The 26,984-nt window shown below is 43.6% G+C and carries 22 protein-coding genes and 2 pseudogenes; 5 read left to right on the top strand and 19 right to left on the bottom strand.

Features of this window, described 5'->3' with window-relative positions; all coding sequences use genetic code 11:
* Window positions 1-97: 97 nt before the first annotated feature.
* From AB4407_RS04415 to AB4407_RS04385, 7 genes are all read right to left on the bottom strand, one after another.
* Window positions 98-1,276, bottom strand: coding sequence for a tetratricopeptide repeat protein (locus AB4407_RS04415; protein WP_372119036.1), 1,179 nt, complete (start codon window positions 1,274-1,276; stop codon window positions 98-100).
* A complete protein-coding gene (locus tag AB4407_RS04410) occupies window positions 1,273-1,893 on the bottom strand; it encodes an energy transducer TonB (RefSeq protein WP_372119033.1) in 621 nt (206 codons plus the stop codon). The genes AB4407_RS04415 and AB4407_RS04410 overlap by 4 nt, the downstream gene beginning before the upstream one ends.
* A gap of 19 nt (window positions 1,894-1,912) precedes the next feature.
* Window positions 1,913-2,317, bottom strand: a complete 405-nt coding sequence (locus AB4407_RS04405; protein WP_004731145.1) for a biopolymer transporter ExbD — start codon at window positions 2,315-2,317, stop codon at window positions 1,913-1,915.
* Complete coding sequence (locus tag AB4407_RS04400; RefSeq protein ID WP_372119030.1) at window positions 2,314-2,874, bottom strand: MotA/TolQ/ExbB proton channel family protein; 561 nt, start codon at window positions 2,872-2,874, stop codon at window positions 2,314-2,316. The genes AB4407_RS04405 and AB4407_RS04400 overlap by 4 nt, the downstream gene beginning before the upstream one ends.
* A complete protein-coding gene (locus AB4407_RS04395; RefSeq protein ID WP_372119027.1) occupies window positions 2,874-4,250 on the bottom strand; it encodes a MotA/TolQ/ExbB proton channel family protein in 1,377 nt (458 codons plus the stop codon). Before AB4407_RS04395 ends, AB4407_RS04400 begins: the two co-directional genes overlap by 1 nt.
* A complete protein-coding gene (locus tag AB4407_RS04390; RefSeq protein ID WP_372119024.1) occupies window positions 4,250-5,017 on the bottom strand; it encodes a DUF3450 domain-containing protein in 768 nt (255 codons plus the stop codon). Before AB4407_RS04390 ends, AB4407_RS04395 begins: the two co-directional genes overlap by 1 nt.
* Before the next feature lie 178 nt (window positions 5,018-5,195).
* Window positions 5,196-7,322, bottom strand: a complete 2,127-nt coding sequence (locus tag AB4407_RS04385) for a TonB-dependent siderophore receptor (protein WP_372119021.1) — start codon at window positions 7,320-7,322, stop codon at window positions 5,196-5,198.
* A gap of 557 nt (window positions 7,323-7,879) precedes the next feature.
* On the opposite strand from AB4407_RS04385, the gene AB4407_RS04380 reads away from it, so the two are divergent.
* Window positions 7,880-9,184: a dicarboxylate/amino acid:cation symporter gene (locus AB4407_RS04380; protein ID WP_372119018.1), complete on the top strand. Its 1,305-nt coding sequence runs from the start codon at window positions 7,880-7,882 to the stop codon at window positions 9,182-9,184.
* A gap of 195 nt (window positions 9,185-9,379) precedes the next feature.
* Here the strand turns inward: AB4407_RS04380 and AB4407_RS04375 are convergent, their stop codons facing one another.
* The 3 genes from AB4407_RS04375 to AB4407_RS04365 all read right to left on the bottom strand — a co-directional run bounded on the left by AB4407_RS04375 (window position 9,380) and on the right by AB4407_RS04365 (window position 11,981).
* Complete coding sequence (locus tag AB4407_RS04375) at window positions 9,380-10,765, bottom strand: histidine kinase sensor domain-containing protein (protein ID WP_372119016.1); 1,386 nt, start codon at window positions 10,763-10,765, stop codon at window positions 9,380-9,382.
* A complete protein-coding gene (locus AB4407_RS04370; RefSeq protein WP_372119014.1) occupies window positions 10,762-11,427 on the bottom strand; it encodes a response regulator transcription factor in 666 nt (221 codons plus the stop codon). Before AB4407_RS04370 ends, AB4407_RS04375 begins: the two co-directional genes overlap by 4 nt.
* Window positions 11,428-11,507: 80 nt before the next feature.
* On the bottom strand, window positions 11,508-11,981 hold the full coding sequence (locus AB4407_RS04365) for an NYN domain-containing protein (protein ID WP_372119011.1): 474 nt from the start codon (window positions 11,979-11,981) through the stop codon (window positions 11,508-11,510).
* 245 nt (window positions 11,982-12,226) lie between these two features.
* Here AB4407_RS04365 and AB4407_RS04360 point away from each other — a divergent pair, with 245 nt between their 5' ends.
* Window positions 12,227-12,769, top strand: a complete 543-nt coding sequence (locus AB4407_RS04360; protein WP_372119009.1) for a DUF4174 domain-containing protein — start codon at window positions 12,227-12,229, stop codon at window positions 12,767-12,769.
* A gap of 30 nt (window positions 12,770-12,799) precedes the next feature.
* Here AB4407_RS04360 and cobA read toward each other — a convergent pair whose 3' ends face one another.
* The 5 genes and pseudogenes from cobA to AB4407_RS04335 all read right to left on the bottom strand — a co-directional run.
* Complete coding sequence (cobA, locus tag AB4407_RS04355; RefSeq protein ID WP_372119006.1) at window positions 12,800-13,570, bottom strand: uroporphyrinogen-III C-methyltransferase; 771 nt, start codon at window positions 13,568-13,570, stop codon at window positions 12,800-12,802.
* A gap of 322 nt (window positions 13,571-13,892) precedes the next feature.
* Complete coding sequence (locus AB4407_RS04350) at window positions 13,893-14,708, bottom strand: formate/nitrite transporter family protein (RefSeq protein ID WP_372119004.1); 816 nt, start codon at window positions 14,706-14,708, stop codon at window positions 13,893-13,895.
* Window positions 14,709-14,833: 125 nt separating this feature from the next.
* A complete protein-coding gene (gene nirD / locus AB4407_RS04345) occupies window positions 14,834-15,157 on the bottom strand; it encodes a nitrite reductase small subunit NirD (RefSeq protein WP_372119002.1) in 324 nt (107 codons plus the stop codon).
* A 14-nt stretch (window positions 15,158-15,171) separates the two neighbouring features.
* Entirely contained in the window at window positions 15,172-17,745 is a 2,574-nt protein-coding gene (nirB, locus tag AB4407_RS04340) for a nitrite reductase large subunit NirB (RefSeq protein WP_372119000.1), read from the bottom strand.
* A 556-nt stretch (window positions 17,746-18,301) separates the two neighbouring features.
* Window positions 18,302-18,832 (bottom strand): annotated as a pseudogene (locus AB4407_RS04335) (IS3 family transposase); the annotation flags it as partial.
* A gap of 181 nt (window positions 18,833-19,013) precedes the next feature.
* Here AB4407_RS04335 and AB4407_RS04330 point away from each other — a divergent pair.
* Window positions 19,014-20,204 carry a hypothetical protein gene (locus tag AB4407_RS04330; RefSeq protein ID WP_372118997.1) on the top strand — a complete coding sequence of 397 codons (1,191 nt, stop codon included), beginning with the start codon at window positions 19,014-19,016 and terminating at the stop codon, window positions 20,202-20,204.
* Window positions 20,205-20,401: 197 nt separating this feature from the next.
* On the opposite strand, the pseudogene AB4407_RS04325 reads toward AB4407_RS04330, so the two are convergent.
* From AB4407_RS04325 to AB4407_RS04315, 3 genes and pseudogenes are all read right to left on the bottom strand, one after another.
* Window positions 20,402-20,545, bottom strand: a pseudogene (locus AB4407_RS04325) (acyltransferase); the annotation flags it as partial.
* A 126-nt stretch (window positions 20,546-20,671) separates the two neighbouring features.
* A complete protein-coding gene (locus AB4407_RS04320) occupies window positions 20,672-21,748 on the bottom strand; it encodes a hypothetical protein (protein WP_372118995.1) in 1,077 nt (358 codons plus the stop codon).
* Between the two features lie 93 nt (window positions 21,749-21,841).
* Entirely contained in the window at window positions 21,842-23,173 is a 1,332-nt protein-coding gene (locus AB4407_RS04315; protein ID WP_372118992.1) for an anaerobic sulfatase maturase, read from the bottom strand.
* A gap of 137 nt (window positions 23,174-23,310) precedes the next feature.
* Between AB4407_RS04315 and AB4407_RS04310 the strand changes: the two genes are divergently transcribed.
* Window positions 23,311-24,099, top strand: a complete 789-nt coding sequence (locus AB4407_RS04310; protein ID WP_372118990.1) for a formylglycine-generating enzyme family protein — start codon at window positions 23,311-23,313, stop codon at window positions 24,097-24,099.
* A gap of 80 nt (window positions 24,100-24,179) precedes the next feature.
* The gene (locus AB4407_RS04305; RefSeq protein ID WP_372118987.1) at window positions 24,180-25,862 is read left to right on the top strand and encodes an alkaline phosphatase family protein; all 1,683 of its coding nucleotides are present in this window, start codon (window positions 24,180-24,182) and stop codon (window positions 25,860-25,862) included.
* A gap of 208 nt (window positions 25,863-26,070) precedes the next feature.
* On the opposite strand, the gene AB4407_RS04300 is transcribed toward AB4407_RS04305, so the two are convergent.
* Window positions 26,071-26,976: a LysR family transcriptional regulator gene (locus AB4407_RS04300; RefSeq protein WP_372118984.1), complete on the bottom strand. Its 906-nt coding sequence runs from the start codon at window positions 26,974-26,976 to the stop codon at window positions 26,071-26,073.
* Window positions 26,977-26,984 lie beyond the last annotated feature (8 nt).

Raw genomic sequence — 26,984 nt, 5'->3', positions numbered from 1 at the left:
CGATGAACCAAAAAAAAGGGTGTCCTTTGAACATTCAAATGACACCCTTTCACTGTCTTATTTAGTACTCTGTTTTCTAGCTTGTAACTATACGTGATTAGACGTTTCCGCTTTCGCTTACCGTTCTTAACTGAGTCAGATATTTAATCCACCCTTTAGCCTCAGAGGACGGTTCAATGTTGTTCGCACGCTTAGCTTGAGCGAGAGCATTATCTAAGTTCTTCAACTTATACCATGAACGTACTTTGGCCAATGCAACGTCAGCTTGCTTGTTTTTGTCTTTCACTTTGTCTAAAACAACCAAAGCACGTTCGTAGTAACCTTGCTGAACCAATAATTGTGCAACATTCCAATGGTATCGAGTGTTCATGTTCGACGCTAACGTCCACACTTCAATAGCATTGTCCCACTCTTTCGCTAACTGCCAGTAGGTTGCTTGCTCAGCCAGAAGTTGAACATCGCTGTTTGCGTCGTCTAACTTACTAATTTCTTGGGCAGCGCGCTCAGGAATGCCTCGTTTCGCGTACAGTTGTGCAAGTAGCCTGCGGTCTGAATTATTCAATTCAACACCTTGTAGCTCGGCAAGCGCTAAGGTGTTCAACGCATCTCGGCTGCGTTCTAACCTTAACTGAATCCCGACTAGTTGGCGCCACCAGTTGTCTTTTTCTGGTTGAAGTTCAACTAAGCTTTCTAACGTAGGAATTGATTGCTTCCATTGTTTTAACTGTAATTGTGCACCCAGTTTTAACGAGAGAGGCGACAACTGTGGTTTTGAATTGAACTTGTTATGATTACCTATTGCCGCCAGTACTTTCGTCCAGTTTTCAATTTGGTATTCAGCTTGAGCAATTCGCATCCAAAGTGTGTCTTTCTTTTCGGTTTCCGGTGCTGTTTTAACGAGCTCATAATAGTGTGGTAATGCCGCTTTAAAATGCTGCTCGCTAAGCAGCAAATCAGCTAACATACGTTTCGTTACCCAAGCTTGCTCGTCGACCAACAAGCCACTATCCACTGCATAAGTAAGCTGCTTAATCGCCGCGTCAGTTTTACCATCTTGACAGTAAAAAACACCAAGCATGCGAGCGACATAGGCTTGGTCATAGCCTTTAGATAACTCCAAACTAGCCAACACCTCAATAGCCTGTTTAACCTGCTCCTCTTGAGCAAGTTTATTCGCCTTTTGAACGCGAATAACGGTGTATTGGGTAAGCTCTTTTGCCGGTACTGTAAGGGGCAGTATCAACAAGCCCACTAATATCCATATCTGTTTCATCATTTTGCCAACTTAAACTCTAGTTTCACGGTTTGACCAACCTGAGCTATCGCTTTTCCATCGACGACTTTGGGTTGATACTTCCATTTTTTAAGTGCTCTTATTGCTTCGCGTTCAAACATACGACGCGGATTTGCATCCGTAACTTGAATATCAACAGAACGTCCTGTTTCATCAATTGTAAAAGACAAAATGACATACCCTTCAGCGCCACGCTTTAGCGCTTTTGCTGGATAACGAGGTTCAACTCGATAAAGCGGCATTACCTGTTGATTTGACCCAAAGTCAGAAAATGTTGGAGCGTTAATCGCTAGGCCTTCAATTGAAGTATTCAAATCCAGTGAAGACAGTGAAGACATTGAATTCAGAGGCGTTACTTCAGCTTGCGACTGAGACGTTTGCGCTTGCGGTGGCGGCTCTGGCATTTCGGGTTGTTCCGGGACTGCACGTTGTCTTCTCTGTACTTCTTGTTCTTGTTCAACCATTACCATGTTGAAACTTAACGTCTCACCATTTTCTGGCGAACGTTGGTGTCCATTATCGACCATCCAAGCCATGAAAGAAAATAGAGCTAAACCCAACGCTCCCGCTAAAGGTAATGCAAGAAATAGGCGAATCATTGATTAAGATCCTCCAAGATCATCGCTTTTCAGCTGCAAGCGCAATATTTTTAACACCCGCACCTTTGGCAGCGTCCATCACTTTAACAACCGTACCGTTGTAAGCGTGCTCATCTGCCTGAATAACCAAAGAAGCATCAGGTTGCTCTAGCAATAAGTGTTCTAACGTCGCTTGAACACGTTCAACATCCACAACACGTTTATCTATAAAGATGTCGTTCGCAGAAGTAATCGCAACAAAGATACCCGCATCCTTTTGGCTCACTACGTTTGAAGCTTGTGGGCGATTGACTTCAACCCCTGATTCACGAACAAATGAACTGGTCACAATAAAGAAAATAAGCATGATAAAGACAATATCAAGCATCGAAGTAAGGTCTATTTGAGCCTCTTCGTTTTTAGAATGACGTCGACCGAGTCTCATCGTTGACTCCTTAAAGATTTTTCTAATTTCAATTCTAAGCGGTTACACACTTTCGCTAAACGAGCATGAACAAACATGCCCGCTAATGCAGCAACCATACCCGCCATGGTTGGCAGTGTTGCCAGCGAGATACCTGAAGCCATCAATTTAGGATCACTGCTTCCTTGAGTCGCCATGACATCAAAAACGGAGATCATACCGGTTACGGTACCGAGCAAACCCAACATTGGACAAATAGCGACTAACAGCTTAATAAAGTTCAAGTTTTGGTTAAGTAAGATACTCGCTTGCCCCAGCCAACCTTCACGAATGGCTTTCGCATGCCAAGAAGAGTGATCTTCTCTTTCATGCCACTGATTAATCCAAGCTTGACGCTGCTTTGGAAAGTAGAACGCAAGATAAAGCACACGTTCTACCACAAGCACCCAAAAAACGAGGACAACAGAGGCTAGCCACCACAGGACGAAACCGCCCTGCTCCATAAAGTTTGATAAAGACAGCAGCCAGTTACTCGTTAACCAACTCGCTGGTAATAGAGAACCCGACAAAATATCCATTATGCGGCAGTCCCAACTGGTGAAACAACAACGCTTGGTTCAATAGACTTCTCTGCCTGCTCAGCAACAAGGCCAATGCCCTGCTTTTCCAGAATATTGCGAATGTTCTCTGACTGAGTACTCAAAATGTTGTGTGCCAATAGCAACGGCATTGCTGCAACCAGACCAAGTACTGTTGTTACAAGCGCCATCGAAATACCGCCCGCCATGACTTTAGGATCACCATTACCAAACTGTGTGATCACTTGGAATGTTTCGATCATGCCGGTTACAGTACCCAACAAGCCAAGCATTGGTGCTAGTGCCGCCAATAACTTAAGCATCGATAAACCTTTCTCTAGATGAGTTTGTTCATCAACGACGGCTTCTAAAAGGCGCAGTTCTAATGCTTCAACGGTTTGGTTTTGTTCTTTGTCGTAAACCGCAAGAATGCGACCTAGAGGATTGTCTCCAGCTTGTTCAGGTTTTTTAAGTTGAACGCGAATCTTCTGACGAGCGATAGCCAAAGAAATACCACGAACCAACGCGATGATTAGACCAATCGCTAGTAGGCCAAGAATCACTTTACCAACCACACCACCCGCTTGTAGACGGTCAGTTAGGCTTGGCGTAAGTGCTAATTGCTCTAACATGAATCCGCGAGAAGGATCGACAACCACGTTAGATACTTCACCATTCGCTAACGAAGAAAGTGACGTTAACGTTGGGCCATTTTGTGGTTGTTTAAGGTAAGCGATCGCATCTTCACGCTGAGTGTTCCAGCTAACATAGCCTTGCTCTGTCACTAGACCAATCGAACCTAGGCGGTAAGCGTCAACCTTGTTTGTATTGCCTTCACCATTAATGAATGCAATTTGAGATTTGCTAAGCTCAGAACTCGCTTGAATCTGCTCAACCATGCTCATCCACAAACCAGACAGCTGTGGCATTGATGGCAGCGATTTAGCATCGATAATTTGGTCAACAGTCGCTGTGTGCTCTGCGCGATCAACGCTGTTTACTGTTGAGCTAAGCTCTGCGCCTAGTTCTTTCGCGTTTTGACGAACGACACCGAATAACTCACCAAGGCTACCCGTTTCTAAACGCAGTTTTTCTTCTAAACGAGCAAGCTTGTTTTCGTTATCGCTGAAGGTTTGAGTAAGAACGTCTGTCGCGTTTTGAACCGATGTCCGTTTCGCTTCGAGCTCTGCTTTGATCGCTTTAAGCTCTTGTTCAGTCTTATTGAAGTCAGCTTCACGAATTACGTTGTGAGAAGCTTGAGTACGGTTTTCTGATTTTGCTTTGTTAACGAGTTGAGCCGTTGAGTCTGAAGCTGAGAAAGCAGAAAATGAAAGTGATGTAATGCAAAGCAATGCTGCTAATGGTTTTAAGTTCATTACTTAACCTCCGCAACAGTTAAAGAAACAGGTAAAGTAATCAAGCTTGGAGCAGTTTGTTGGCCAGCAATATCGTACGCTTTATCTAGCTCTGACTTCATAGAAGAATCAAGTTCTTGCCATTGAGCTTCTGTTTGATTCCAAGCCCAGTATTGGCTGCCATTTAGATTACGAGCAACCAAAGAGATACGACCCAAATGCAGAACATCTGCCTCGATTGTTTTATCGCTCGCCAATGCGACACGACCTTGGTAAACACCCAGCTTAATTCCGTAGTCCATCTCGATTTGGTATGCCTCTAGGATGCGGCGGTATTTCTCAGCATCACTTACGTCAGCACGAGTCATCATTGCTTGTAGCTTTTCTACTCTTTCTAGACGCTGTTCTTTCTTAATCGGCACGTCTTTCTCTACCAACTGTTGAAGGCCATCGATCATTTGATACATCAATGGCACGACACCTTGGCGTGTGTATTTGATTTCTTCGATCTGCTCTTCAATGCTTTGAGCTTCTTGGTTTTGGCTCTCGACTAATGCAGCAAGGTGATCGTGATAGATTTCTAGGTTTTTAACTTCTTCTTGCAGACGCTCAACCTCAGCTTGCAGCAATAATGTTGCTTGTGAGCTTTTATCAATAACCTTCTGGCTCGAAGCCGACGCGTTATTGGTCTTGTTTTGAATTGATTGAGCTTGATCCAAGCTGTTTGCCATCGATGACGTTGCAACCAAACTGATGGCAAGTGCTAGGCTAGTTTTTAAAAGATTCATAATTGTAGTCATTTACTTTAGAAGAAGAACAAATGAGTTTTATTGATAAGCAGTCTCATTATCATTAAAAACCACTCGCATTGCTAGGGGTATTTTTACTAAATAGCAGAATCAAGAAAGGGGAAAGTCGAAACTTTCCCCTTAGCATTTAAGCTACCAATAGTACCCTACTAACAAATTAGTATTTTACCTGTAACGTAGCCATGTAGTTACGACCTTCGCCAACAACAACGCCGCGAGTGCTGCCGCCTTCTAGGTAGTCTGTATCAAACAGGTTCTCTACATTAAAGCGTGCAACAAAATCTAAGTTCTCATCGTACTTAATAGTATGTGCAACACCTGCATCTACACGAGTGTAAGCGTCTTTCTTAAATGTGTTAGCACTTTCAGTGTAACGCTCACCTACGTGATACACACCTAGGTTTACATCAGTACCGTTGTTGAATGCGTAAGTAGACCAGATGCTTGCAGTAAATTCAGGAACGTCTGCTGGTGTTTTACCATTAAGAGCTGGGTCATTCTTATATTCAGCATCTAAGAACATTGTTGACGCGCTTACAGAGAACGCATCCGTCACGTAGCCCGTCGCTGCTAGCTCCACACCGGTGTGAACTTGTTCACCAACCTGTGTTGTACGCGTCTCTTTTGCGTGAGATGCAGGAAGGTCTTCTGTAACTTGCATGTTCGTTTGTGTGATCTGGAATACTGCACCTGATACGAATAAACGCTCGTCAAACAATTCCCACTTAGAACCTAGCTCGTACAATGATCCTTGTTTCGGCTTTTGTGATTGACCGAAGTTCACATCTTTCGAGTTTGAGATTTCACCTACAGGTTCAAAGCTTTCAGAGTAAACTGCATAAATTGAACCATTTTCAGCCGGTGAGTACACCACACCTAGTTTTGGTAAAAGATTGTTGTACGTCTGCTCTTTAACTTTCGACGTGCCTTTGTTGCTGATCGTTTTATCGTATGCTAAACGAACACCTGCAAGCGCTTGCCATTGGTCGTTAAAAGTCACAAGGTCTTGAACGTATAGACCGTAGTGTTGGCTTTGTGAATGCGATTGTGAATCATCATTTTTGTAATGAATGTCCGCTGGCATATCAAAGCCTTTACCACACTCTTTTATTGCATCTGCTTCTGATGCATTTTCACAAGCATAATCCCTTACATACAAGCGCTTGTAATCGTAATGCAAACCATTAGCGCCAACCAATAGACGATGGTTTACACCCAATGCATCAACATCACCTGTGAAATCTACATAGGCCGTATCGAACGTCCACTCATCATGGCGATCAGAAACTTGATACCCGAACGTCTTGCTTTTCTTGTTTGCTTTAACTTCGTTTTTTGACTCTGTACGACGACGCTCGTAAAACTGGCGGTTAATACCAGACTTAACCGACCATGCATCGTTTAAGTTTGCTGTAAGACCCACTCCGTAGTTTGCAACATCATTGTCTGTTTGTGCAAAACGTTGATCATTAACCGTATTTGGGTTGATCGCTTTACCCGTTGTCTTATCAATCTTAGAGCCGTTATCTAGGTCACCTAGCTCTTGCGTACGATCGTAATGTGCAGATAACATTACATCTTCGTTGATATCGTAATCAACAAACAGGCCACCAACAAAACGTTCAGTTTCCACATCTGTGCCGTCAAAGCGAGTGCGGTAAGAGTCTTGATTTTCTTTTGAAACGACAGCACGAGCACGTAATGTCTGAGCATCATTCAATGAACCGCTTACATCTGCGACAGTACGAGTGTAGTTGTCAGAACCAATGTCTTGACTCACGTTAACTTGCGTTTCGTACGTAGGCTTCTTCGTCACCATATTAACAAGGCCGCCTGGTGCTGATTTACCGTAGAGTAAACCTGCAGGGCCTTTTAGTACTTCAACGCGTTCTAGTAGTTCTACCGGTTGACGGTAATGAGACCAGTGTTGAACACCATCGCGCAAGTAACCAGAACTGCTTCCTAGAGAGAAACCACGTAGGTTGAAGCGCTCACGGTTCGTTGATTTAGAACCCGCTGAAATTGAAGCATCATTTTTTAATACTTCGCCAAGCGTGCTTGCGCGTTGCTCATCAATGATTTGCTCATTGATAATCGTAACTTGTCCCGGAGTCTCTAATTGAGTGGCCTCCATGCGCATTGCCGTTGTATTCGTGTCGGCTTTGTAGCCGTAATCACGGCCTTCAACAACCATATGTTCATCAGTTTTTACTGTTTCAGCCAATGCTGCTGGTGAAACTAATACTGCGCCGATCACTAAAGCCAATGGCTTTTTTGAAAACATGTCCTTTTCTCCACTTTTATTCTTTTAGACGAACACTTTGCTATTTATTCGATGTGTCCGTTAGACCGTTTCCGGTACCACTGAATCATTTCGCGACGGAATATAAGTGATAACTATTACTATTTGCATTAAATTTACATTCTTTGCATTCGTAACGCTTTGTAAAGACTTGCTGTAAATCGTTAACCCACAGTGAAAACACCCAACTCGATCCCGTTATTTGATGTGTACTTGAATTGAAAATCGGTTCTTGGCGCCAAATTTTGTGTAGATCCACCCTTTTTTCAGCAAATGTAATGAGCAAAAATCTGTCATAAATTCCTGTTATCTTATTTATTACCTTTGGAATGGCAATAGTTTGTATAAAACACTCGCAATATGTAAAAAATTGGTGAATAACTTTGTTTTAGTTTGTTTCAATCGAACAATTATCGGTGATTACGATCACATCTGTAATTTCAAACTCATTTTTTGTTTTTCGATTTGATCAACCGACTGCTAATCTCCTGCACACTTTGGAAAGGTATCAAAGTTATAAATAATAAGGAGTGTTCTAAATGAATACCAAGAAACCTATGTCTCTGACCGGCCGAGTTATCCTCGGTATGGTTGTAGGTATATTAACGGGATTTGCCATTCAATCCCTTTTTGCTGAAAGCGGATTTGTTAATAACTACGTCGTTAACGGACTCTTTGAAGTTGGTGGACAGATCTTTGTCGCCAGTTTAAAAATGCTTGTTGTGCCACTCGTCTTCGTTTCACTCGTGTGTGGTACAAGTTCTCTTAAAGATTTATCAACTCTTGGCCGTATGGGGGGCAAAACGCTTGCACTCTATATTGGTACCACTGCTGTTGCGATTACTTTAGCACTGACTATCGGTAACCTGTTCCAACCTGGAGCTGGTGCGGATCTCACAGCTGCTAGCTCGTTCAAATCAGCAAACGCCCCATCTTTAGGCCAAGTGATCATCGACATGTTCCCGACCAACCCTATTCAGGCGATGGCTGAGGGCAAAACGCTACAAGTTATCGTGTTTGCAGTATTATTCGGTATCGCGATCAGTGCTGCAGGGAAACCTGGGGAGCGTATCGCTGCCGTTTTCTCTGACTTGAATGAAGTCATCATGAAGCTGGTTGCGCTACTAATGAACCTTGCTCCTTACGGCGTGTTTTTCTTGATGGCTAAACTATTCTCAGGCCTTGGTTTGGGGGCAATTTGGAACCTAGCGGAATACTTCTTAGTACTGGCTGGTACCCTACTTCTACATGGTTTGGTGACTTACAGCGCAATGCTTAAAGGATTCGCAGGCCTTAGCCCGATAACGTTCCTTCGTAAGATGGAAGATGCGATCATGTTTGCATTCTCAACTGCCTCTTCGAACGCAACAATTCCAGTTACAATGGAAACGGCTAAAAACCGCATGGGCGTAGACAACAAGGTCGCTTCTTTCACTGTACCACTAGGTGCAACAGTGAACATGGACGGTACTGCGATCATGCAGGGTGTTGCGACTGCGTTTATCGCACAAGCGTACAACATCGATCTAACTATGGGTGACTACCTAATGGTTATCCTAACAGCGACACTGGCTTCTGTTGGTACTGCAGGTGTTCCTGGTGTAGGTCTTGTTATGTTAGCGATGGTATTGAACCAAGTAGGTCTGCCGCTTGAAGGTATCGCGCTAATTATGGGCGTTGACCGTCTTCTTGACATGATACGTACTGCTGTAAACATTACTGGTGATAGTGCTGTAACTATCATTGTAGCTAAGTCTGAAGGATCTTTTGACGAAGCTCGCTTCAATGACCCGGCAGCTGGTGAGAAAGAAGAAGAAGTTAAGCTAGCACGCCAACAGGCATAATCTCGCTTATCTGATGCTCTTGTCTTCAAGCTCTGGCGTAATTAATGGCTACGCCTAGCTCATTCAAAGCACATAAAGAAAAGCGCCACTGCTGATGCAGTGGCGTTTTTTATTGGGTTCTCTTAGAGCCGATACGATTCAACGCTCGCCTATTTTCTCATTGCAGGGGTGAGCGTCGAGTACCGAACCTAACGCTTAATCTACGATAGGAAACATGAGCTTCACTCTAAGTCCCCCACCTTCTCTGTTCTCCGCGGTAACATGTCCATTCATCACTCCCATGGCTTCCTTAACGATCGCGAGTCCAAGACCATAACCACCAGACTGTTTATCTCTGGCTGACTCGATGCGGGTAAACGGGTCAAAGATATCTGCAATCTTGTTATCTGGAATGCCTTCACCATCATCCCCTACAGAAATGACACTGTAACGTCTATCATTAAGCTGCTCGTAGGTCGTGACGACAATATGGGCATTATCTCCTGCGTATTTGATCGCATTTCCAATAAGGTTACTGATCACTCTTAAGAGCAGCCTCTCATCAACATTAACCATTGATGTCGTTGTTTTCAAATCACCAACCAAAGTTTGATTAGGTTTCAAGTCGTTTTGCATCTGGGCAATTAGCATCGAACAATAATGTTCAAGATGCATTGGAGTTAACTTAGAATCATAGCGAGAAGTTTCTAAGCGGCTGAACTCAAGAATTTCACCCACCAGCTTATTCATCTCTTCCGTTTCGTTTTCCATTCGCTCGAGCAAACCCATGCTTTTTTCATCGACTTTGCTGCGTAACAAATGCAATGCGAGATTTTGCCTTGCTAACGGTGTTCTCAGCTCATGTGAGACATCACGAATCAAACGACGCTGCTTTTCAGCCAGAGATTTAATCTCAAAGGTCATATGGTCAAAATCATTGGCAAGCTCATTGAATTCACGTGTAGTTGAATCCAACTCAGACACCACGCTCACAGAAAAATCCCCTTGCGCGAGCCTTCGACTGGCCTCTCTTAAACGATCGAGTGGTTGCTGCAGGCTTTTCGCCATAATAATGGAAAACAGCGATAGCACGATCAAAGCAATCACAGCTTTAAGCGCGTAGGAATACGGTGCAAAGGATTTTGCTGGATGAAACTGGCCTGGTAGTTGGACCACGAGCGTGTTGCCGTTATCAAGTGGCAAGCCGAAGATAGGCTTACTCACTCGATCACTGAGTTGATGATCTAGTGTACGAAGGTACTGCAACTTAAATTCGAAATGCGGATGCATGTGTCGATGGGTAATGGGACGATTGTTTTCATCAATTACGAATAGATAGTAACCTTGAGCATTACCCCAGTCGGCAAGCTCATCCATGTCCCCTTCTTCGATCAATACATTAGCTTGATAAGCCAAATCCAACATCTCAGCTTTAACGGGCTCAGAGACCTTTAACAAGGCTTTCATGAGCGCTCTTTCTGCAACACCTTGAAGGATGAGTATGCTGACTAAAATCACAGTCAAGTAACTGAACAGCTGAAACGTTAAGCCATCCTTACGCTTGATAACGAAATCAGGGCACCGTAGAAACCGGTTAATCATACTCCTACCGACTCTAGGTAGCTGTAGCCTTGACCGCGCACAGTTTTAATATGTTGCTTTGATAAGCCAGCCTGCACCAATTTTCGACGTATATTGCTGATATGCATATCTAAATTACGATCGAAGGGGCAAAGCTCTTTTTTCAATACATGTACTTGTAAGTCAGATTTTGAAACAACGATACCATCATTTTTGATCAGATAATCAAGCAGCTCTTTTTCAGTGCCCGTTAAAGGTAGACGGGTAAGTTGCTCGCACAAGCCTTGATTTGATGAAGCCATTGACTGTCTTTGACGCTCAAAGCCAACTCGTCGCAAGATCACCTTAATCCGAGTTAGAAGTTCAGGTACATTGAAAGGCTTAGCGATGTACTGATCTGCACCCGCTTGATAGCCATCTAACATAGAGGCATCGTCATTAAGCGCAGTTAGCATAAGGATTGGAGTAGCAAAACGCTGACAAATGCGTCTCGCGACTTGAATCCCACTTAAATTGGGGAGCATCACATCGAGTAAGACTAAATCAACAGGATTCGATTGAATAAACTCTAGAGCGGATTCACCGCAATGAACGGTATCAACGTGATACCCCTCATTTTCCAACACTTCACCCAATAACTCACACAACTGAATATCATCATCAACAACTAAAACACGAGACATTGCACACACCGATAAATAAGAACTGTTTGCATTCTAATTATCGTTATTATTGATTTCAATTATAAAGTGCGTGATTTCCTCTACAGAAGAAAATCTTTTTCAATCGGTACAAATTTTGACGCAGAATCGATAAGATTTTGAGCGGTTAACCCGGGAACGCCGTACACTTCAACGGGCTTTCCAAAACGTTCCTTAATTCGTTCAACTAAGACTTCGAAATCACCGTCGCCCGATACCAGAATAATCCTATCGACCGTCTCAGCAAGCTCTATCGCATCTAGTGCAATACCTACATCCCAATCCCCTTTTGCGCTACCATCGCGACGCTGAATAAACGGTTTCAACTTCACATTAAAACCAACACCGCGCAAGATATGGTGGAATTGACGCTGTTTGGGATCTTGACTAGAGATCGCGTAAGCATTGGCTTCAACAACGTTGCACCCTTCCGTGGCAACATACCAAAACTGGTTATAGTCGAAGTTAGAACGGTATTTATCTCGAGTTGTGTAGTAAACGTTCTGAACGTCGACCAAAATTGCTATGTTTTCCATAAATTCATACCTTTAGATTTTCCGTATACCCTATTCTATTCACTTCTAAAATGCGAGTCGCTTTCTTTAATAAAAATGAACCTGTTGGCTATCGTTAACGTAGATCTAAACACGTTTAATACAAACCTAGCTATGCTTAATACAGTCGCATCAAATTTGAAGCCCATCACTGTAGGTATCTCGTCAGTGTGATAAGCCGAAATTAGTTTGTAATCAGGATCAGAGTTACTAGAGGTTGGTTGACTATGCTACATAAACAAACACACAAATCGAGCTTAGGCATGGACACCACCAAAGCAACACAAGCAACCAAGTGCTCAAACACTTGGCCTACTGTATCAAAGGTTCTAACTATCAGTACGGTATTAATCATGAGCTTAACCATCAACTCAGTGCTTGCCTACCCTGCTTATTCTCATTCCAATCCACTCCCACACCGAAGCGTCATATATTTCGCGCCAACAGAGGATTCAGTGGTCAAAGAATTTCTAAACGAAGTGTTGATCAACAACTGTCAATTGGACGAACGTGATGTGGTTATCATGGTCATCGCAGAGAGCGGTTACACCGTTCCGGCATGGTTAGTTGAAGAATTTAATTTAGAAGCGGTGACGAGCAGTTATGGAATACCAAAAGGTTCACACACTGCCGTGTTGATTGGTAAAGACGGAAAAGAGAAACACAGATGGAATGGTAAAACAGATTGGCGCTTAATCACCAATATCATAGATGAAATGCCCATGCGCCAACAAGAAATGCAGCGACAAAGTAGCCGCTGCAGTATTTAACTCAAAACAAATTGCTAGAGCGTGACTTGGTTACTTGTTAAACCAAGCCAGTTTTTCATGGAGCTGAGCAACACTTCCAACCACAATCAGTGCTGGGCTCTTTGCAACGCCAGCAAGATCAGCTAGGTCGCGTAGCCCACCTCTAAACACTTTCTGCTCTTGGCGAGTGCCATTTTCGATAATCGCAACAGGCATATCTGCTCGCATACCGTTATCGAGTAAATTCTTCTGGATATTGGGGCTCTCTTTCAAGCCCATATAAAACACAATTGTGTGATTGTGCTGAGCAAGAGAACGCCAGTCAATATCTTCGCCATCCTTCTTCAAATGACCCGTAATAAACTGTACGCTTTGCGCGTGATCTCGATGTGTAAGCGGAATACCCGCATAAGCTGTTGCGCCTGCAGCTGCCGTGATACCGGGTACTACTTCAAACTTCACACCATTTTCAGCTAAAGTTTCACACTCTTCGCCACCACGACCAAAGATAAATGAATCACCACCTTTTAGACGCACAACGTGCTTGTTTTCTTGTGCTTTAGTCACCAACAGCTGGTTGATCTGATCTTGTGGTACGCAGTGATGATCGAGCTTTTTACCCACATACAACATTTCTGCTTCTGGGTTAGCCATCGCCAAGATATCTTTTGATACCAAGCGGTCATAAACCAACACGTCTGCTTGTTGAATCACTCGTGCTGCTTTTAATGTAAGTAAGTCTGGGTCGCCCGGACCTGCACCTACTAATGAAACCAATCCTTTGGTTACTTCTCTAACATTCGATGACGATACTTCTGACATGCTGCGCTCCGAAGGTTTGCTTGTTTTATATCAAGCTTCAATCTTTGGGATAAGTCACTGTATTCATGATAACTTATCCAAATCCTTAACCCTTAGACTATCAGGTGTTGAGTTAAATATTCAGTCTAAATACTAACGAAGATAGAAATAATTATAACAAAACAATCTATTGCGGATGTTTTGCTCAATAGCAAACAACGCATCTGTGATAACTAAGGGTTTGTCTGCCCGAAAATACACTGACAGCTTTCAAATTAAAAAGCCCCAAACACGTTGTTGGGGCTTTCAATCTCATACTAATTACGTTTCATCGTATTCAGAATTACTTAGCGCCTAGCGAAGGAGCTGTTTTAGCGTGAGTTAGGTACAGAGGAACACATGTCATTAGTAGACCACCAACGATGTTACCTAGGATTGTTGGGATAAGGTTGAAGTTCAACCATGTCGCGATACCGAAGTCAGCGCCAAGAATCATACCCAGTGGGAATAGGAACATGTTTACAACTGTGTGCTCAAATACAAGTGCGAAGAAAATGAAAATTGGGAACCACATCATTGCTACACGACCAGTTACAGTACGTGCTGTCATGTTACCAATCACACCTAGACATACCATTAGGTTACAGAAAATACCGCGCACGAAACACGTAATCCATCCGTCCATACCCATGTTTTCAAAACCTAAACTACGACCAGTAGATACAGCTATGAACTTTTGAGCAACTGCGTTTGGTTCTAAAGAGAAGTTACCTGTAAGTGAAATTGCCACTAACACTGCAACAATAAGAGAACCAATTAGGTTACCCAGACCAACGATACCCCAACAGCGTAAGATACGTCCCCAAGTAATACCTGGGCGGTTATCGAATTTTGCTAAAGGTGCTAAACCGAAAACGCCCGTTACTAGGTCGTAGCCCATAACACTTAAGATTACGAAACCTACAGGGAACACAAGAGCGCCCACAATACCAATGCCGGTTTGCACGATAGTCGTAATTGCCACAACAACGGCAAGAGAAAGAATGATGCCTGCCATTGTGCTTCGGATCAGAAGATCACGAGTGCCTGTTTTTGTTTTTGCTTCACCTACGTCGATCATAGTTTGAACAAATTCAGCTGGTTTGAAATCAGGAGACATAATGTTGTCCTTAAAAAAGTTAAAAATAAAAGTTAAAAATTGATAGGAAAAGGTTCTAATTGCCGAATTAAGGCAATGTCGATAACTAGAACCCTTGATCTATCAAATCTTACTAATCAGTGAGATTAAGCAGAGATTTCTACTGCGCCTTTAGTAACACGAGCTTTATAAGCTTTAACGCTAAACTGCTCGTCTTCCATGCACACGCCTGTCGTCAGGTTAAAACGTTGCTTCTTAAGCGGGCTTGCCACCCAAAGCGCTTCTTTGTGCTCAACAATCAAACCACGTGATAACACGTTAGATTGGAAGTAAGGGTCTGTGTTGCTAATCGCAAATACTTCTTCAGCCTTAGTTGGGCGGAAGACTGCTACTTGTTCACCAGCAACCAATGCACAAACACCGGTACCTGGGATAATGTCTTCGATCTTACAAACTTTGGTAAATGCCATGATGTCGTCTCCCCTTAAACAGATTCTACGTGAATGATGTCGCACTGATGCTTTGAAGTAATGGCTTCTGGGTGTTTTTCTGTGAATGTCGCTGGACGGTGTTGCTCACGACCATCATCAACAAACACTACATTTTCATCACGGTCATCAGCATTGATGAAGTGTGCAAAACGCTTAAGTTGAGCTTCGTCGTTGATTGTATCTGTCCACTCACAAGCAAAGTTACCTACTAGACCAGCAATGTCAGTTTCAAGTTGGTCATTGATGCCAAGCTTGTTGTCTACAATTACTTCACGTAGATAGTCAACGCCGCCTTCTAAGTTGTCCATCCATACCGAAGTACGTTGCAGTGGAGCCGCCGTGCGGATGTAGAACATCATGAAACGGTCGATGTATTTAATCAGCGTTTCTTGGTCTAGGTCACTTGCAAGTAGGTCTGCGTGACGAGGCTTCATACCACCGTTACCACACACGTACATGTTCCAACCAGCATCAGTTGCGATGATACCTAAATCTTTACCTTGAGCCTCAGCACACTCACGAGTACAGCCAGAAACACCAAACTTCATCTTATGAGGAGTACGGATACCTTTGTAACGGTTCTCGATCATCACGCCAAGACCAACTGAATCTTGAACGCCGTAACGACACCAAGTAGAACCAACACATGTCTTCGCCATACGAAGTGCTTTTGCGTAAGCTTGACCTGTTTCGTAACCTGCAGCGATTAACTTTTTCCAGATTGCTGGTAAGTCGTCTTTCTGAGCACCGAATAGACCGATACGTTGTGCACCCGTAATCTTGGTGTACAAGTTGTATTCAGCAGCAACATCAGCAAGAACGCTAAGTGCTTGAGGCGTTACTTCACCACCCGCCATACGAGGGATAACAGAGTAAGTACCGTCTTTTTGCATGTTACCGAGGAAGTTATCGTTGGTATCGTGCAGCTTCACGAGTTCTGGCTTAAGGATGTGTTCACCCCAGCAAGAAGCAAGGATAGAACCCGCTAGAGGCTTACATACTTCACAGCCGTAACCTTTACCGTATTTCTCTAGTAACTCATCGAATGTTTTAATTTCTTCGATGCGAATAAGGTGGAAAAGCTCTTGGCGAGAGTAAGCAAAGTGCTCACAAACGTCGTTCTTCACTTCCACACCAGCTTTAGCAAGTTCAGCGTTCAGTACTGAAGTCACAAGTGGAATACAGCCACCACAGCCAGTACCAGCACCCGTTACCGCTTTGATATCACCAATGGTGTGGTGACCTTCAGCAACGGCTTGTGCAATCTTGCCTTTAGTTACATCGAAACAAGAACAGATAACGGCAGATTCAGGAAGAGAATCCGCGCCAAGTGTTGGCTTTTCAGCACCCGCGTGAGCAGGAAGAATCAATGCATCTGGATGCTCTGGTAGGTCGATTTCATTCAGCATTAGCTGAAGAAGATCACCATAGTCAGACGTATCGCCGACCATTACCGCGCCAAGCAGCTTCTTGTTGTCTTCAGAAACGATTAGTCGCTTGTAAATTTCTTGTTCTTCGTTTTGGTAAACGTAGCTCTTACAACCTGGAGTGCGGCCATTAGCATCACCGATAGAACCTACTTTCACGCCCAGAAGCTTAAGCTTCGCAGACATGTCAGCACCTTCAAATGTGCTTTCGTTACCGACAACGTGGTCAACCGCCACTGTCGCCATTTTATAACCAGGAGCCACTAGACCGTAGAACGTTTGGTTCCAAGATGCACACTCACCGATAGCGTAGATATCTTTGTCTGTCGTTTGACAGTGATCGTTAATCTCGATACCACCGCGAGGTGCAATACCTAGGCCCATTTGACGAGCAAGTTTGTCTTGTGGGCGAATACCAGCAGAGAATACGATGAAATCAGTTTCTAGCTCTGTACCGTCTGCAAAACGCATCACGTTACGAGCTTCTGTGCCTTCAGGAGCAATTTCAAGCGTGTTCTTGCTTGTATGGACATTTACACCCATACGTTCGATCTTTTGACGAAGCTGATTACCACCAGCAAGATCAAGCTGCTCTGCCATAAGCTTTGGAGCAAACTCTACAACGTGAGTCGTCACACCTAATGCCTTTAGCGCACCAGCCGCTTCAAGACCAAGTAGACCACCACCTACAACAACACCAGATTTAGAATCCTTTGCCGTCGCTTCGATAGCTTTTAAGTCTTCGATAGTACGGTAAACAAAACAGTCTTTACCTTCGTTACCTTTGATTGGCGGAACGAATGGGAATGAACCTGTCGCAAGGATGAGTTTGTCGTATTGAATTTCACGACCAGTGCTTGAGTAAACTGTTTTCTTTTCACGGTTAACGTTAATAGCACGTTCGCCGATCAGCATGTTGATGCCGTGTTTCTCGTAGAAGCCTTCTTTTACCAAAGAAAGTTCATCTGCAGTGTGGTGTGAAAAGTAAGAAGAAAGGTGGACACGGTCATACGCAACACGTGGTTCTTCACAGAACACCGTGATGTCCATGTTTGCAACATCTGTCTTCTCGACTAAATCTTCGATATAGCGATGGCCGACCATCCCGTTACCGATTACGACTAGCTTCATCTTGCTCATAAGAATTCCTGAAGGTTATATATTTCTTAACTGAGCGAATAATGAATTATGAAAGAAAATGAAAATATGATGTAAATCAATTACGAAAACAAACCACCCTAAAGGGGTAGAGCAAAAGAGGTAGATATGCTTGATTATCGAGCAAAGCAAACGAATAACCACAGTTTAGATAGGGTTTAGCGGGGTTTTATATACACTTTAATGCATTATTCGGAATGTTGTAAAGTTTCAGAATAGGTTACCAACAACGCAAGTAAATGACAATCATTTTCATTTAGGTTCTTATAAATATATATAGAAGCTTATAAATACATGTAGAACACCGTTTGCATGAAAAACTATGTGTAATTGTGAAAACCATTCCTACCATGCGGAATTGAAACGAAGCTATTAGCCCTTTTAGCCGGTGAGTAACACAATACCAAAGCCGCCGCATGCCACCTTCAACACTAAAACTAACGCACAGTAACGATGCAACGCGTTGCCTCGCTCGCCTAGAGAAAAGACTCAAAGCGATGTGCTCTTCAAATGGAATCGTACAATTTACTTAATAATTCACATCGTGCTTGTTACCATTGTCTTCAAGCTCTTTTTGAATTCGCCTTGCACCATCACGTTCTTTTTTTATCTTCAAAGACTTCTCGAACTCTGCTATCAAGCAGCTTACGCCGTTCGTCTCGTTGAGTGACCTTGTGGCGATTTTCAATCCAATAATAAAACCCACTTCGAGCCCCCCCGAACACCTTAGCCATACGGACAACCTTATATAGCATCAGGTGTTCGAGCATAAACTCATAGCAATCTATTTTAGATTTTTCGCGAAGTAGGTGGCGGCCTTTTTTACGATGTCTAACTCTTCAGCTTACTCGGCTAATAATCGTTTGAGCTTGGCATTCTCAATCGCTAATTCTTTTTCTCCATCACAGGTATTTGTGCCTTTTTTGACCGCGTTTAGCCGTCCATAGATTTGAGACTCATATAAAGATAGTTGTCTTGCCGCAGCCACAACGCCTGCTTTCTCGGCTAGTTTGAGTGCTTCTGCTTTAAATTCAGGAGCATGTTTAATTCGTGTTTTCTTAATTGTCATTATTCACCTCGTTAGTGACTGTACTCACTTAACTCAGTGTCCAAAACTATTGGTACGGATCATTACTGAGCAAACATGCTTTGTAAGACATTGTATGAGTATGTCTTACAGCAACTTCTGTCACTAAACAACGCACTTCAGTTCCGTATATTGATACTTCGTATGAATAATAAGGTGTGTCATGAAAACTCTATCTTTAGCTACCTTAGCGACAGCTATCTTTCTCATTGGATGCGGTTCAAATCAAAGTAAATCGTTATTCAATAAGGCAAACGCAGCACCGTCAGTTGTACATGGAATTACGATTGAAGCCGTTCCCTCTCAATTCGCTGAATACTCTCAAGCAGGCTACAACCGATATGTCGCGATCAATGCTCCGAATGGCAAATCGATCCATATTTTGATTATGGATCGCCTGAGCGATTATCAAATAGTCAGAGCCGTCAATGTTCTCAACCACTATCTAACTCCTGTTGATGGCACTAAGTATGGGAGCGCTGACTCAAAACGCGAGATTGCAAACGCGATGGCTAACAATGGCGCAATACTAAAGCTAATGAATTATTACGATGAGCCACGATACAACGATGACTTGCCCGGGCAGCCCTTGTTCGAAGAAGAGATTCAGGTTGAAGGCGGTGAATGGTATGTCCAACAAGATTATCAAGAGCATCGGGACGCCTCTTATGAAGAAATACTGCACCTAGTTCATGACTATGGTATTGGCGTTTACGACTCGCCTGAAGGTGCAGTAACCGCATTACCTGAATTTCAAAAAGAATTTAATGCGATACAGAGACAAGCATTACACCATGCTTACACACCACCCCGTGATATTTTAAAAGAGTGGCAAGAAGAAGTCAGCGTTGATCAAGAGTACTTTGCCGCTGTAATTGATAGCTACTACGGACTTTGGGGAGCATACAACGGCAAAGGTATGTGGGGGTTATACCAAGTTAAAACCCGCGACGATTTCTCAAAAGAAGACCCCGATGCACAAGCGATAGTAGAACAGATTTTCTCTCCAACATTGACTTACGATGCATACATTGCTGATACATTCACTGGTACATTTAAAATGAGATATGACCCAGCGACGTCCTATACTCATCACTCTCAATATCTTACTAAACTAACGCTATCAGGTAACAATGATGCGAATATTGAGATCAACGAGCATGACAACCGCGTAACCGGAAACGCGGGGGTAAATACAGTGATCGCCCATGGCCCTAAAAGTGAATACCAAATTCATGATCTGGGGAATGGTAAATTTCAGCTTAATGATACCGTCGTTTCGCGTGACGGCTTGAACGTGCTATCCAGTATCGAAAAAGTACAGTTCACTGATCAGCTTTTGTCTTTTAGGTAATATTGACCAGTTTACAACTTAGTCAAAATGAACCAACAGTGACATTGCACAATATTGTAGAGTTTGATGTAAACGAAGTGCCTCCTAGCTCAATTGACCGCTACAAGTCATTCGGGAAAATTAAGTGACAGGAAGCACTATCAAAATAGGTGGTTTAAGGAAAACTTGTATGTGTATGTTGCCAGCTCAACTTTCGATTAACTTAATTCCTTTTTCTTTACAGTACACGGGTTACCCGCAGCCATACAATTAGCCGGTATGCCCTTTGTGACAACACTACCTGCCCCTATAACTGCTCCATCGCCAATATTAACGCCAGGTAAAACAATACAGCCATAACCACTGTATTTGGACAGTTAACTGAAACGCTTGTCAGCGTTGTAACGCCAGAAAGATACAAAAAAGCCAGTCGAATGTTTCGACTGGCTTTTCAATAACTACTTTCCGTTTATCGACTCACTCAAATATTATGAGCTTGGCACTACTCGCTTCTCTTTGAGCTGGTCAATTACATAACCCGGCGCCACTTTCGAAAGCTCTACCAAGCATTCGTCTGTTTTCTCATTACCGTAGCGTACGTAAATGTCACAGACTGCGTACAACTGCTCTGGAGAGCCCGAGATCAGATACGCTTTTTCGAAAGACTTGGTCGATTTATCGATGTCTAATTCTTCTTGTAATACCCCATTGAGGTACCAGTAATAGCTGTTATCTTTCGATAACTTAGCTGCTACTTCAATTTCATTGGCCGCTGCGATCTTATCTTCAAGGCGAACCAAAGTTAGAGATTTAGAGTAATGCAGAGCTGCGTTGTTTGGTACATGTTTCAAACCGCGATCCAATACATCGACCGCTTGTTGATCCTTTTTCTGCGCTCGGAAATTATCAGCGTAGCTTAACCAAACTTGTGGCTCTTTTTGATGCGTTTTGATGAGTTCTAGATAAACCGTTTCGGCCTTATCCCACTCGTTGTGCCAGCGAAGTACATCAGCAAACAGCAGTTGATACTTTTCAGATTCTTGCGTTTCTAGGAAACTGATCAGCTCTTTTACTGGTGGTTCGATTTGCGCTTTTTGTTCTTCACCTAACGCATTAAAGTCACGAATTAGATTTGATGTTGCGGTATGGCGAACCATGGAATCGCTGTCTTTAAGCAACGGAGATACCAATGCCCAACGATGTTCTAGTTGATAAGGTTCAGAGCCAATAACGGACGCTTCGCGAACTTCAGGGTCTTGATCTTTCAAGCCTCTAGCAACAGCCACCAACGCGTTTTGGCTTGGATAAGCGGCCAATTCTTGCAGCGCACCAGTACGGTTTTCAATAGACTGATTCTGATCTTGCGCCATGTAAGACAGTTGCTGAATGCGGGTTTGGGTGTCTGTCATTTCAAGCACTTGATTGATATTTTGTGCTGGTGCATCAACGGTTTGTTGAACGCCATTAGCTGCCATCGCTGACGTTGAAACCAATGCAGACGTTGATAGCAATGCGGACGTTGAAAATAATAAAGCAACCGCTGTCGCTAAACTCTTCTTGATCATAGTATTACCTTAAGCTGGAGAACTTAGCCTGTCCCTAGACTCATATCTGATTAAATTTCGTTGAGCTCGATAACTCTCAACCTAGAACTTTACTTAAAACTTGGTCTCAAACGTCGTTTGTTTTGCCAGTTCTGCGCGACGCGCTATCATCACAGGATCACTGTACTTACCATGAGCAACAGGATGTCTCATCGCACGAGCGATATACGCCATTGATTTATCAACATGAGAGAAGAACTTGTGCCAGCCCGCGCATAGATAGTTCAAGCCCGGCTCACCCGCACGAGTTTTGATAAAGCGGTTTTTAGGGCATTCACCATGACAAGCAAACTTGTAGTCACATTGCTGACATTGACTGGTCAGCGTACGTGATTTAGCGAAACCAAATTTCTGTTGTGGTGCACTGTATGCTAGGTCATCCAACTTCTCGTGGTGAATGTTGCCAATTTTATATTCAGGGTAAACGTAGTGGTCACAAGAGAACACATCGCCGTTTGGCTCCATCGCTAAACCTTTACCGCAGATCTCATTCAGGGTGCAAAGCGGGTTCGAACGACCAATCCACGTTTCTAAGCTCGCTTCGAAATATTGAACAAACACTTTACCGATATCATGCTTAGCCCACTCATCAAACACAGCGATCAGGAAGTTGCCCCACGCTAAGTCCGAAACACACCATGATTCCATGATCGAATCTTTGTGCCCTGGAATCAGGCGCTTGTCACCTTGCTTGAGTTGCTCACTCACTTGAGATGTTTGCGGTGCAACGGTTCTAAAGGTTTTCTGCTCAACGATAGGAATAAACTGCATTTGTGGAGACTTCACCACATCGCGAAGGAAACGATACACTTCCAACGCATTTTGGCTAGTGAGGTTGTTCACGCAGGTCAGGGTGGCGAATTTCACTTGGTGTTTGTGCAGCAACTCAACCGCCGCCATTACTTGTTTGAAGGTGCCACGCCCGGCTCTGTTGACACGATACGCATTGTGCAGCATTTCAGGGCCATCAATACTCAAACCAATCAGGAAGTTATTCTTTGCTAAGAAACGACCCCAATCGTCATTGAGCAGTGTGCCGTTGGTTTGTAGGTCGTTTGAAATCAATACACCCTCAGGTTGATACTTTTTCTGTAGCTCAACCACACGTTCGAAATACGCTAACCCCAGCATGGTCGGTTCACCGCCCTGCCATGAGAAGATAATTTCAGGCGTATTTTGACCTTCGATGTATTGTCGGATGTAAGTCTCTAACGTCTCATCATCCATTCTTGGAGAACTGCCTTTCTTGTACTCCAACAAATCTTGCTTACTTAGGTAATAACAATATTTACAGTCAATGTTACACGCTGCGCCAATCGGTTTAGCCATAACATGCAAACGCTTAGACGCTTTACCGTTATATTGTGGACCTTGAGTAATGTGCATGATTTACCTACCTTTCTTAGTGTCTTGTTCCCATCATAATTCCGAATTAAGTCAGTGGCATGTTATACCCTTTATAACCAATAGGAATGACCTTAAACGTTAGAATCACAGCCTATTTTGAACATTTGAGGCACGTGATGAAATTTTTCAATTACAAACATTTAGCAGCAGTTAGCAGCGTCACCATAACTATTTTCCTGAGCGGCTGTGCAAACGTGCCTACACACCCTATCGCCCAACAAATCAACCAAGAGATGGTGTTGGTTGAAGGCGGAACATTCACCATGGGTTCAAACAGCTCGGAAGCGACTAAAGCAGAACGACCAGCCCGTGAAGTAACTGTAGATAGTTTCTACATTGCGAAGTTTGAGGTGACTCAAGAATTGTTTGAATCGGTGATGGGTTCATCTCTCAGTTATTTCCAAAACCCACAAGTTCCGGTCAATAACCTTAGCTGGCAACAAGCGAACTATTTCGTTGAGCAGTTGAATGAATTAACGGGTGAAGAATACCGCCTACCGACTGAAGCGGAATGGGAATTTGCAGCGAAGGGTGGCAACAAAAGCAAAAGCTATACTTACAGTGGTTCCAACAACTTAGATGATGTTGCGTGGTACTCAGCAAATTCGAAAAATAGCGCGCATCCTGTAGGGTTAAAAAAGCCAAATGAACTAGGCTTATATGACATGACAGGAAACGTTGGTGAATTTGTCATTGATGCTTTCGATGACACCTTCTACAGATTCGGGCCAACAGACAACCCAAACAATGCAAAAAACAGTGACGTAGGTTTATCGCACAAGTCTGTTCGCGGTGGCAGCTTTGCTTATGACGAAAATGAATCGGAAAGTTACCGTCGTGATTTCGCAAGCCAATCCATCACCATGTCGGACATGGGACTGCGGTTGGTTAAAGATACGAACTAGATACGTGAATAACCCTATCTCAACGTTAAAAATCTGACCACACGTTAGAACGCTACGGCAACAGTGAATAAGGAAACCCTATGCAATACACCAAGCTTTCAGGACTGACACTCGCGTTACTCTGCGCTCTTCCTGCATCGGCTGCAGAAAAGCCAGACCTTGTCCTTCAAATCACGGTGGATGGTCTACGCGCTGACCTCATTGAACGATACAAGCATAATTTTGGTGAAGGTGGCTTTCGCTACTTAATGGATGACGGTACTTATTACACCAATGCGAACTACCAACACGGCAACACAGAAACCATTGTTGGCCATGTGTCGCTTGCAACAGGCGCTCCACCTAGCGTACATGGTATGGTAGGTAACGTTTGGTATGACCGTAGCGAAGAACGCTTGGTGTATAACGTAGAAGATGGCAACTACAAAATGCTGACTTCTGGCGCGGGTGTCGACAAAGCCACCGAGATTGACCCAACACAGAAGACAGCGAAAGGTGACGGTCGTTCTCCGGAGCCAATACTCGCCACCACTTTTGGTGACGAGCTGACGATTTCCAATAGTGGCAAATCAAAAGTGTTCGGCGTATCAGTGAAAGACCGCGGTGCAATCTCATTAGCAGGACACAGTGGTAAAGCCTTCTGGTTCTCCAAAGCACAATCTGAATTCGTCACGAGTAACTATTACTACGACGAGTATCCAGACTGGGTATCACGCTGGAACGAGAAAGCGATTGCTGCTCAGTATTCCAAACAAAAGTGGGAGCTCTCATTACCGCGTGATAAATACACGTTGCAAGAAAATGATACCGAACACAAAGTGAAACTCGGTGATTTCCAACGCACCTTCCCTCACCCATACGGCCCTGCGAGTTATAAATATTACAGCACGACATTAACCGTCAGTCCGGCTGGCGATGAGATCACAGAGAACTTTGCAAGCACACTATTGATGCAAGAGAAGTTAGGCCAAGGCGACGTGACTGATTACCTGTCTGTGAGTTTCTCTTCGAATGACTACGTGATTCACCTATACGGCCCAGAAAGCTTAGAGACAGAAGACAATCTTATTCGACTTGATAAGACGATCGCCAAACTCCTTAAAACCGTCGATAACCAAGTCGGTCTAAAGAACACATTAATTGTACTGTCTGCCGACCACGGTGTTCCTGAATCTTCACCTGCGGCAAATGCTTTAGGTTTCAGTCAAGCTCAGTACTTCGACAAAGACGCGCTGCTATCGAGCGGTGTAGAGAAACGACTGAAAGATGAGTTTGGTTTAACCAAAGACGCAATTCGATTGTATGCACAGCCTTACATCTATCTGAATCACGACTTGATCGCCGAAAAGAAACTGGATCTCGCGAAGGTTCAAGAAGCGATTGCGGATGAGATAGCAAAAGTGAAAGGCGTTGCGTTTGCAGTATCAAGCAGCGATATTGCAGCAAACCGAGTGCCTGATACTCACGTGATGCAGCTCATCAAGAACAACTACCACCCTGCTCGTTCTGGCGATGTGTATGTGGTATTTGCACCACGCAGCTACATTAACGACATGGAAGGCCTGCAAATTGCCTCGACTCATGGTTCTCCTTGGAAATACGACACGCACGTGCCAGTGATTTTCGCAGGATACGATGTGGATGCTAAGAAGATTTCACGTCCAATCACACCATACGATATTGCACCTACACTCTCAAACAAACTGGGTATAACTCAACCAAGTGGATCAATTGGAGAGGTGTTGCAAGAGATCACTGAGTAAACTAAATCTCTAAGATTTTGTCATCTAGATTTCAAATCCAGTATCAACTCAAATAATGAGCCGTTTATCATGTTCACTGATTAAGTCGAAACAGATAAGCGGCTCCTTTGAGTTTCTGCTAGGGAGTTTTAGATAAACGACGGCATGTTAATGATCAGGAATAACGGCTACACGCGCGATTGCTTTCCATAACAAAGTCTTTTAAGGACTAACTTGAGACATCTTTTGCTGCCGCTTTGATCTTAGCTCGTAACCACTTGTGGCTCGGTTCATTAGTGCGACTCGGGTGCCAAATCATACACATATCGAGGTCTTCCAATTCGAATGGCAGTGGTAGTGTTTTAACCGCGTACTTTTCAGAAAAACAACGCACCGATGACATAGGTAACACTCCGATGTAATCAGAGCCCTCAATAACTGGCAGCATCTCAACAACACCCGCAGCACGATAGACTATTCTGCGCTTTTCAAGGTCACTGTAGTGTTCAGAACTCAATAAGCTTTTACGTGCATGCCAACGAGATACAACCACATGCTCAACTGATAGGAACTGCTCCATATCGATCGTATCACCAATCGTGGGATGGTCCTTACGGCACACCACCACCAGTTCCTCTTTAGAGATCACCTCATGCTTGAGCATGGTTCTTCCTTTAGGTGTCATATCGATAATAACATCGTGTCTTTGAAGCCTTAAATCAGACTCGTAATCTTCCGTAAATAGAGGGTGAACTTCTAATGCGATACCAGGTGCAACTTGACTGATTAACTGCATCACTCTTGGCATCATTTCGTAGCTCGCCGCCGAGACGCAGGCAATTGAATACACGCGGCCTGAAGTTTTGGGGTCGAAGTCTCTTGATGCGGATAAGGTAGAAGTAAAGTTTTTAAGTGCAGCGGCCATTGCAGGATAGATATCAATAGCGAATGTGGTTGGCTCTACGCCAGATGTAGTTCGATGAAACAGTGGCTCGTCATAGATATCTCGCAACCTTGCAAGCGCTTTGCTCACAGCTGGTTGGCTTATATCCATACGATTAGCAGCTCTTGATAAGTTCTGCTCTTCATAAATTGCGACAAATATAGGAATTAAATTGAGTTCGGTGCTTTTCATACAGTTCC

This window comes from Vibrio sp. 10N.261.46.E11, assembly GCF_041472735.1.
Classification (GTDB): domain Bacteria; phylum Pseudomonadota; class Gammaproteobacteria; order Enterobacterales; family Vibrionaceae; genus Vibrio.
This window is presented reverse-complemented; position numbering and strand designations above follow the sequence as displayed.